The following is a 10193-nucleotide window of genomic DNA, read 5'->3' on the forward strand; positions in this document are numbered from 1 at the left end:
TTACAAAAGTTAGCTTAATTTTGCTAAATTGTTTTTTGATAGCACACTGCTGTCAACGAACCATGTTGATAAATGAAATTCAAACTATTTTTTTTATCAAGCAGTGTGTTGGGTCCAATTGCCCTATTTACAACTGCTTGTAGTGCTGTTTATAGGTTTGATCAAGTTGATGATGGCAAGATTAAACTAGCAACTGTAACTTCAGCTTCCGCTAGTGGCTCGCTTACTACTATCATCAGTAAATATAATTCACAAAAAGATCCTAATGATTATCCAGTGGAACTGGTTTCACTTGATAGTAGGGGCAGTTATTCTAATGGCAAAAAGGATCTGCAAGCTAAACTGCTAGCTAAGGATAAAAATAACTTTTATAACCTTACTTTTAACTATAGTGATGTAGTTTCAATCCTCTCAAGAAGCCAGATGGAGTTGAGCTTTGATACGGTTGATACTAGTAATTTTGATCCTAGTTTTCTTAGTTTTAACAATAATATTTCCAATGTTAATCCAAATAGCATCTATGCTTTACCTGCTACTGTATCAGGTGAAGTTTTAGTTTTAAATGGACCGGTGTTACATTACATTTTAAGTAGTGCTAAAAAAGATAGTAACACCACCCTTTCAACCCATTCAGCTAGCAATAATAGCAATAAGGGAACAATGGTTGTTGCTAGTGATAGTGAAACATCAAGTTTATGAACTAAATTAGAAGCTGCAGCAAAAATGAATGCTCAAACTAATGAAACCCAAGTTTTAAAAAGTAATTCATCAGAATCTAACCAAACCCAAGCTAGTGATACAGAGATTAAAAAGATTTGGGGTGATTATCAAGAAGTTGATGGAGGGTTGAAAAATTACACCTTTAAAGCTAGTGTTTTTAACAATTGAAAAGACCTAAATGACTTTGCCACCAGGATTGCAAAATCCTTTACAAAACTGCAAACTACCACTAAAAAAGGGGAGGAAGTACAAGCTGTATTTGGGATTGGTAGTTTGGAAAATGCCTTATATACTGCTTTATTTGCTTCTGGAAAAGCTGATTACAATAACTTTCTTTTTAACATCAAAAACCAGCGAATTAATTTCAGTAACTTTTTTAATAAATCCTCAACTGCATTTCAAAACCTTAAAACTATCTTTAACAGCTTCAAATCCTTAATTGATCAAAACGGTTTAATCTCAAATGCACACTTTAACACCCCAGTTAATGACTATGCTAAGTTTAACCAATTAGCTTTTTACACCTCTTCAACTGCACGCTTTCCCTATTCATTTGCAAGTGATAGTGTAAAGCGTTTAATAGTTAATGACAAGACAATTGAAAACAAAAACAATAAGAGTGTTTTTGAGGTTAATTTAAGTAGTGATAGTGATAACAACAGTAACCTAATTGGTACTGTATCACTGGAAAATAGTAAACAAGTTTCACTCTATGAAAAGCAAGTGGATAGTAATAAACAAATTGGTGTTGATGCTTTGTTAATCAAAGATGAAACTTTAATCAACCATCTTAAGAGTTTAAAATCGCAAGTTAGTGCAAAAAGTGCTAGTGAAACTTCCCAAACAAAACAAAACAAAACCTTTTTAGCATTTACAACTGTGAATGCAGATCAAAAAGCAATCTTTGATGTTGGTAAACTTAATGGCAAAACTGCCAAAATCATTATTAATGCTACTGAAACAACTAATGCTAAGATTAGCACCTTACAAGAAAAAGAGGCAATAGTTCTAAAAGCACCCCAACGCTTTGAGAGCACTGATCCATTTCCTATTGCTTTAGTGCAAGGTCCTAGTTTAATAGGGATCCATGCAAATGAAAGAGAGGATATTGAAACCAAAAAGTTTGTGAATTGGTATCTGAATACTAAAGTCCAATGGGAAGAAAATTCTATTAAAACTCCTGCAGAATATGTAGCTGATAAAGCTTCTTATCTTTTACCTTTTAAAAATAGGCTAAATAATACTAACAGTTACAATGAGTTTGTTAAAACTGCAGTTAGTCAGTTTGCTGATAAAAATGTAACTAAATTTGCAGAACCTGCTGATTTTTTATCCAACAAAGTACGTGATGGTGTTAAGAGTAATTTAAATGCTGCAATTAACAACCACAGCATTGATTTTGATAGTTTTATCAATGATTTAACAGACTATCTTGGTAGTGATGTTAAAAACATCTAATAATTTATTCCCCCAACCTCTATTTTCTGTTACTAGTGCCTAAGGTGGTAGTGGAGTATCACAACCTGAATAACCAAGTAGTCAAAGAGAGTTTGGAAGTGGAATCTTCTTCCTCTTTCAACCCCACCCAAAGGTTGCAAAAAGATAGTCCGGTGAAGGATTCAAACAAAGACAGTGAGAAACTCGAAACAACTGCTTCATCGATGAGTAGTGGGGCTACATCTCCTCGCAAGGCCCTTAAGATAGAGGTGGAGAAAGGCAGTAATGTCAATCAAGGCGAACTAGCAAAAAACGACTTTGCTAAAAAGCCACTGAAACATAAGAACAGTAGTGGGACAGAGGTGAAGTTAGCTGCGAATGGGGAGTTTGCAGGAGACAAGGCCTGAAAACCATTGTTGACTACCGAGCAAATAAAAGATAATAGGGGGATGGGGGCTTTCTCCAACTCCCCCTCCCCTTCAACTTCCGCTTCCTCAACCCCCCTCCCCACTTTTTCTAACATCAATGTTGGGGTTAAATCAATGATCACTCAACATTTAAATCAGCAAAACACCCGGTGGGTGTTTATACCTAACTTTTCACCTGACATCTGAACAGGAGCAGGTTATAGAAAAGCTAATAACAACAATAACGGCATTCCTTTTGAACAGGTGAAACCTAGCAATAGTAGTCAACAGTTTAATCCCAATTCAGATGATAATAAAGTCACTCAAGGTGGTGGCTCCCCAGCCAAAAAAACAACGTATGACAATTTACCAAACTCCATCAGTCCCACCAGTGACTGGATCAACGCATTGACTTTTACTAATAAGAATAACCCGCAGCGCAATCAACTGTTGCTCAGAAGCTTACTAGGAACTATCCCGGTCTTGATCAATAAGAGTGGAGGAAGTGGGAATGAGTTTACCCATACGAGTGAGCAGAAGTGGGATAAAACGAATGAAAAAGATGGGAATTTACCTGGGTTTGGGGAGGTGAATGGTGGTTTTATTATGTTTTTATCAAATCTTTATTTACTTTAATAGTTAAAAAAGTTTTGAATTTTTCTTAGTTTTTTATTTGTTTAATATTTAAGAAAGTCTCAAATTTTTATCAGTTTATTGGTCAAAGAAGTCGCAAATTTTCTTAATTTATTTATTCAATAGTTAAAAAAGCGTTAGGTTTTTCTTAGTTTTTTTATTTGTTTAATATTTAAAAATTTCTTGATTTTTATCCTTAATTTAATTAATAAAACCTTTACCCCTATTATCACAAACCATCCATAACACCAACCTGTTTGTGTTGTTCAAGTCTAGGGATGTAAAAGTTAAGTATGAGTCAAGTGGCAGTAACAACATTAGTTTTGATTCAACTAGTCAAGGTGAAAAACCATCCTATGTGGTCGAGTTTACTAACTCTACCAACATTGGCATCAAGTGAAGCGTGGTGAAAAAGTATCAGTTAGATCTACCAAATGTTACCAATGAGATGAACCAAGTGTTGCAAGAATTGATCCTAGAACAACCCCTTACCAAGTATACCTTAAACAGTAGTTTGGCTAAACAAAAGGGTAAAACCCAAAGGGAGGTGCATCTCTCAAATTCAAATCAGTGACAATCGATGCGTAATCAACATGACCTAAACAACAATCCCAGCCCCAATGCTTCAACTGGATTTAAATTAGACAAAGGCAATGCATATAGAAAACTAAGTGAATCCTGACCAATTTACCAACCAATTGATGGGACCAAGCAGGGCAAAGGGAAGGATAGTAGTGGGTGGAGTTCAACAGAAGCAACAACGGCAAAAAATGATGCGCCCAGTGTTTCTGGAAGTGGAACATCAGACACCGCTTCAAAATTCAAAAGTTACCTCAACACCAAGCAAGCGTTAGAGAGCATCGGCATTTTGTTTGATGGAACAACGGCGAGGAATGTGGTTACCCTCCTTCCTCTACTTTCAACCCAACAAGGTGAAAAGTGGTCAATATCAACAAAATAACACCTACAACAAGTTAATTGAACCGGAAAGTGCAACAAGTGCAGCGAGCAGCATGACCAACTTGTTAAACATGTTGTCTAGTAAAAACATCAAACAGAAGTTGGGGAAGGGGGGAACAGCAATGCAGGGAAGTTTCAGTGTCCAAGACACCTTCAGCTTTGTTGTTCCTTATTCGGGGAATCATACAAATAGTGGAACAACTGGACCCATTAAAACTGCTTATCCGGTGAAAAAAGATCAAAAATCAACTGTCAAGATCAATTCCTTGATCAACGCTACGCCGTTGAATAGTTATGGGGATTTAAATAATCACACCAAGTTAATTTACCCAAATTATTTACTTATTTATTAACCATTGTTACCCAATTTTTCAACCACTTCCCCACTCTATAAATTGTTATTTTTTAACAATTTGAACAATTAAATTGCAAAAAATAACTATATTAATGTAAATTTAGCTAACAAGCTTAACTGGTTGTTTTTGAGATGAAAGGGTTTTTAAAACCAAATTTCTCGCTCGGTGCTTTGTTTTTAACTTTAAGCCCCATAGCCACTGCATGCATTGCTGAAAAACCAGTTAACAACCGCTTTAACTTTAATAGCGAGCAATTAGCTAGGCTAAGAAAAGCAAGGGTTAACCACTGAAGAGATGGGGATACTTTGGAAGTTAGCTTTGCAAATAACCACCAAAAACCGATCCGTATCTATGCCATTGATACCCCTGAAAAAGCAGTTTTATCTATACAACGCAAATCAGAGATAGAACTTAAAGAAGCTAATAAAGCAACTGAGTTTGCCAAAAGCTTAATTCCCATTGGTAGTGAGGTGTGGATCTGACCACTAAATAGCTATAGCTATGATCGTGAAGTAGCTGCAGTGTTTTTCAAAACCAATCCATTGCAACTGCACTTTGAATCGTTTGCAGTTGAAATGGTAGCAAATGGTCATGCTTTACCTATTGCTGGTAATGACTTTGATTTTGTTTTTAGTGATTTGGACCCATTTAATCCCCTAAAAATAGTAGGGATTGAACTAGCTAATGGTTTAAACAATGCTTTTAACAACAGAAAAAACATCTTTAGTTATTTAGAAAACAGTTTTCAATCAATAACAATGGTCTATCAACAACGCGGTGTTGACCAAAGTTGAACAAGGTATTTAGCTCCTAGTAATGATTTTTCCTCTACTAAACTGGGGTTGGGATTAACCATCTATGAATTGAAACTAAACAATGGCTAACAATAAGAGTGCAATTGAGTTGAAAAACATCGTTGTTGATTTTGGTGAATCAGTTGCGATTGACAACATTAACCTTAGTGTTGAAAAACACCAACTAGTTAGCTTACTTGGTCCTAGTGGTTGTGGTAAAACCACTACACTTGCAGTTATTGCAGGACTTATTAAACCAACTAGTGGTCAGGTGTTATTTAATGGTTATGATGTCACCAAAAAACCACCCCAAGAACGTAAACTAGGGCTAGTTTTTCAAAACTATGCACTTTATCCGCACATGAATGTGTTTGAAAACATTGTTTTCCCCCTCTACAGTGATAACTCGTGAAAACAAGCAGTTTTGGAAAAAAACAGTGTTGCAAACCATGAGATTAACTGTTTGTTACTTACTAGCAACGGTGCATCAGTTCAAGAGATTGATCAGCTCAATAAGTTATTTCATGATAGTATTGAAAAACCCAAACAGATCCAATACCAAATTAATGACCTTAATGTTAGTGTTTTTAAAAACTTAAATGAACTAACTGCAAACCTTAAGTTAATACCAAGTAAGCACCAGTTTGCTATTACCAATCTCAACAAACAAACTCTAAAACAGATTAATGAACTGGAAGCTGAGTTTAAAACAAAGTGAAAGTTACAAAAACAAACCCCAATTAAGAGTGGGGTTGAACACAATGCCAAACTCCAAGCAATTAAACAACACTTTAGTTATGAAAAACAACGGTTAAAAAAACACTATTTCAAAACTAAAGTGGAACTAAAACAAACCCTTGTTGAAAACCTTAAGTTAGTTAAAAAAGCGATTAGTGAACAAACTAAGTTAATTAAACAGAGTAGTGATTACACTAAGTTAAAGCAATTAAAACGGTTAATTAAAGTTGAACCTAACCAACTCAAAAAACAATATAAGGTTTTTCTCAATCAGTTAATTAAAAACTATTCACTTAAAACTGATAAGTTAACTGATACTCAACTTAATGAAATTGAACAGATTAAAACCAGAATTGTTTCAATAAAACAGTTTATCAACAAAACTGCACTTGAAGTAGCTAACAAACTAGCGATTACCAAGATTTTAACCAAACGCCCTGATAAGATTTCTGGTGGACAACAACAACGCGTAGCAATTGCTAGAGCAATTGTCAGAAGACCTAAACTATTGTTAATGGATGAACCACTCTCTAACTTAGATGCAAAGCTAAGGGTACAGACAAGACAGTGGATCAGACAGTTTCAACAGGAGTTACAAATTACCACTGTTTTTGTCACCCATGACCAGGAAGAAGCGATGAGTATTAGTGATGTCATTGTTTGTATGTCAACTGGAAAAGTGCAGCAAATCGGCACACCCAGTGAACTTTATTTAAAACCTGCTAATGAGTTTGTTGCGCGCTTTTTAGGCACCCCTGAGATGAACATCATTGAATGTAGTGTCAAAAACAACCAGTTGTTTTGAAACAACCATCTGTTAGTTACTGAGAGTTTTAAGCTTAATGTAGAGAAACTCTTAGTTGGGTTTAGGTATGAACAACTAGTGGTCACTACTAACAAAAGTAGTTTGCAAGCTAAACTAATTAACATTGAAAACTTAGGTAAACACTTAGTTGCTACCATTAGTTTGTTTGATACCACCTTATCAATGCGCTTAGAATTGAATAGCCACTTAAAAGTAGGTGATAGTTTAAATTTCATTATTAAAGCTAACAACCTCCATTTTTTTGATATTGATACAAAACAACGGATTGAGATTTAACAATGTTTAAGTGGTTATTAAAACATCATAATCAACCTCATAGCCTCCAGTTAGGGTTACTAGACCAACCATTACCGTTCTGAAAGCCCTTTTTGTTGTTCCTCCCTGCGCTTTTAACAACAATTTTGTTTACCATTATCCCCTTCTTTTTAAGCTTACAGAAGGGTTTTAGTGCTAACAGTGATCTGTATGATCTCTCCTCCCAATCCTTTAGTTTACGAACCTTTCAGGATCTGTTTAGTGAATCTAACTTTGTGTTGGGCTTACGCAATAGTTTTCTCTATTCACTAATCTCTTTACCCTTTAGCATTATCATTGCTATTGTTATTGCCAGTGCCATAGTATTTGTGTACAAAAAATTGTTAAGAGGGTTTTGACAGACCGTGTTTTTTTTACCCTATGTAACTTCAGGGGTGGCAATCTCGATTGCCTTTGTATATATCTTTGATTCTGCCTCTGGTATTTTAAACACGGTGTTTAATGTCAACACCAAGTGGCTTGATTCAGGTTCACGTGATACATTTAATGCCTTGTGGGCTATCTTAATCTTTGGGGTGTGGAAAAACTTGGCATTTAATGTGTTGATTATCTCAACAGCAATGTTAAGTGTTAATCCCCAACTTTACAAGGTAGCAAGTTTAGATAGTGCCAATCCTGTAAGACAGTTCTTTAAGATTACTCTTCCCTCCATCCGTCCTACTTTAATCTTTCTTACTACCCTTTTAATCTTAGGGGGGATGCAAGTCTTTCCGCTGGCTTTGTTTGAAAACAAACCTGAAGAAGCGGTTGCTAATGGGGGGAATAGTATCTTGCTTTACATCTTTCAACAGATCCAAAGTGGCAATACTAACTTAGCAGGTGCTGCTACTTTAGTGTTGTTTGTGTTGGGAGTTTGTTATGGGTTAGTGTTACGTAATGGCTTTTATCTGATTGAATGGTTGCAGTGAAAAATTAAACAGCTTTATGTTCAAAAACAACTTACGCTTTACTAGTTGAATTAATCAACACAAGTTTTACCAACTTGATCTGAGCTTAAAAACCCGCTCGATCAAACAAATTGTTTTAACGTTGGTTTTCAAAACATTGGTATTGGGGTTTTTTGGGTTAATTGTCATCTTTCCCTTTTATCTGATGGTTGTGGTTAGTTTTGCTAGTGATGAAAGAGCATTAGACACAAGAACCCCAATCCTTTGACCTGATAGTTGAAACTTTGATAACTTTAGTAGGGTGTTAAGTGATGGGAAATATCTCAATGCAATAGTTGTCAATACTTTAGTAACGGTACTTTCAGTGTTACTAACATTGTTTTTTACCATTTGCATGGGTTATAGTTTTTCACTACGGAAGTGAAAATACAAAAAACTGGTGTGGTTTTTCTTTCTTAGTGTGTTAATACTGCCTGAGTCTGCGCTTTTAATTGGTCAGTATCGGATTGTAATAGTTGCTAACTGAAATAACCCCAACAGTCCCTTGATTGTTCTGGGACTCATTATGCCCTTTGTTAGCAGTGTTTTTAGTGGGTTTATGTACCGTACTAGCTTTGAAGCCATTCCATCTCAATTAAAAGAGTCAGCACTCATTGATGGGTGTAATGGCTTTAACTACTTTTTGAAGATTGCTTTACCAATGGTGAAATCTACCAGTTGAACAGTGGGGATTTTAACTGCATTTAGTGCTTGAAATTCCTATTTATGACCATTACTGTTGTTGGGCAACAGGGTGGATTTAAACATTAACTTGTGGGTGTTACAACAAGGGATCTTGGATGCTAACAGTAGTGATGAACAGATCAGAACGCTGTTAAATCTCAAGATGAGTGCAGCGATTCTAGCTATCCTTCCGATGTTTATTATCTACTTTTTGTTCCATAAAAGGATTATGAATGCCATTAAAAACAGAGCCAACACCATTAAGGGTTAATATGCAAAAGTTTAAACAACTGGTTGGTGCAATGCACAGATGGGTAAAACTAGCACTATTAGTAATCATTGTGTTATTAGGGATTATCTTTTGTCTGTTTGCCATCTATGACATTGCGCAAGTGATCATTACCATTATCAATGAAGGGGCACTTTTATAATCTTTGTTATGAAAAAAGGATCAATAACTGAAGCAATTAATGCCATTAAACAATTTGATAAGATTGTTATCTTTCACCATGTGCGCCCTGATGGGGATTGTTTAGGAGCACAACAAGGCTTGTTTCACCTCATTAAAGCTAACTTTAAAAATAAGGAGGTGAAGTGTGTTGGTAATAACAACAACCTGTTTAGCTTTATCAACATGACATTTACCAACCAAATTGATGAGAGCTTTTTAAAAGAAGCACTTGCCATTGTGGTCGATGCTAATTACAAAAACAGGATTGAATTGAGAGAACTGTTAGATAAAAACCTGTTTAAAGCAGTGTTAAGGATTGATCACCATCCCAATGAAGATGATCTAAACACTAGCTTTAACTTTGTTGAAGAAAGCTATGTAGCTTGTTGTGAGCAGATAGTGGAGATGGCCACAGTGGCGAAGTGGACCATACCACCAGTGGCTGCTACTTTACTATATATAGGTATCTATACGGATAGTAATAGATTTCTATATAGTAATACATCATATAGAACACTATACTTAGCAGCAATACTATATAAAGCTAAAGCTGATATAAGGATAGTACATGATCATTTAAACCATACTAGTTTAGCAGATCTTAAGTTTAAAAAGTATGTTTATAACCACTTTAAAACCCAAGGACAAGTGATCTATTTTATCTGTACTAAAAAGATCCAAAAGAGACTAAGAATGACTGCAGATCAATGTGCTAGAGTTAACTTGTTAAGTAACATAGCAGATTACAAGATCTGACTTTTCTTTATTGAACAAGCTAATAATGAGATCAGGATAGAACTGAGGAGTAATGGGATTAATGTCAGAGATATAGCCATTAAGTATGGTGGGGGAGGACATAATAATGCAAGTGGAGCGATCATTACTAACAAAAAACAAATTAGTGATGTTGTTAGTGATTGTGTGAAAAAAATTGTTTATAATTAAG

Annotated in this window: 8 protein-coding genes and 2 pseudogenes; all 10 read left to right on the top strand. The window is 35.4% G+C overall.

All coding sequences use genetic code 4. The features are described from left to right. The first annotated feature begins 72 nt into the window (after positions 1–72). The 10 genes and pseudogenes from MG_RS01030 to MG_RS01070 all read left to right on the top strand — a co-directional run bounded on the left by MG_RS01030 (position 73) and on the right by MG_RS01070 (position 10192). The gene (locus tag MG_RS01030) at positions 73–2178 is read left to right on the top strand and encodes a P68 family surface lipoprotein (RefSeq protein WP_009885871.1); all 2106 of its coding nucleotides are present in this window, start codon (positions 73–75) and stop codon (positions 2176–2178) included. A gap of 8 nt (positions 2179–2186) precedes the next feature. Continuing rightward, positions 2187–3191 (top strand): annotated as a pseudogene (locus MG_RS02915) (hypothetical protein); the annotation flags it as partial. A gap of 265 nt (positions 3192–3456) precedes the next feature. Further along, the gene (locus tag MG_RS02855) at positions 3457–4158 is read left to right on the top strand and encodes a hypothetical protein (RefSeq protein WP_318023848.1); all 702 of its coding nucleotides are present in this window, start codon (positions 3457–3459) and stop codon (positions 4156–4158) included. A gap of 124 nt (positions 4159–4282) precedes the next feature. Continuing rightward, a pseudogene (locus MG_RS03015) lies at positions 4283–4459 on the top strand (MgpC family cytadherence protein); the annotation flags it as partial. Positions 4460–4644: 185 nt separating this feature from the next. After that, the gene (locus MG_RS01050; protein ID WP_010869364.1) at positions 4645–5397 is read left to right on the top strand and encodes a thermonuclease family protein; all 753 of its coding nucleotides are present in this window, start codon (positions 4645–4647) and stop codon (positions 5395–5397) included. After that, complete coding sequence (locus MG_RS01055; protein WP_010869365.1) at positions 5390–7147, top strand: ATP-binding cassette domain-containing protein; 1758 nt, start codon at positions 5390–5392, stop codon at positions 7145–7147. Before MG_RS01050 ends, MG_RS01055 begins: the two co-directional genes overlap by 8 nt. A 2-nt stretch (positions 7148–7149) precedes the next feature. Continuing rightward, entirely contained in the window at positions 7150–8139 is a 990-nt protein-coding gene (locus MG_RS01060; protein WP_009886002.1) for a carbohydrate ABC transporter permease, read from the top strand. Continuing rightward, on the top strand, positions 8111–9067 hold the full coding sequence (locus MG_RS01065) for a carbohydrate ABC transporter permease (RefSeq protein ID WP_009886003.1): 957 nt from the start codon (positions 8111–8113) through the stop codon (positions 9065–9067). The genes MG_RS01060 and MG_RS01065 overlap by 29 nt, the downstream gene beginning before the upstream one ends. A gap of 1 nt (position 9068) precedes the next feature. Further along, complete coding sequence (locus tag MG_RS02880) at positions 9069–9227, top strand: hypothetical protein (protein WP_009886004.1); 159 nt, start codon at positions 9069–9071, stop codon at positions 9225–9227. Positions 9228–9235: 8 nt separating this feature from the next. Then, complete coding sequence (locus tag MG_RS01070) at positions 9236–10192, top strand: bifunctional oligoribonuclease/PAP phosphatase NrnA (RefSeq protein WP_009886005.1); 957 nt, start codon at positions 9236–9238, stop codon at positions 10190–10192. The last annotated feature ends 1 nt before the right edge of the window (position 10193 follow it).

This window comes from Mycoplasmoides genitalium G37, from assembly GCF_000027325.1.
Lineage (GTDB): Bacteria > Bacillota_I > Bacilli_A > Mycoplasmatales > Mycoplasmoidaceae > Mycoplasmoides > Mycoplasmoides genitalium.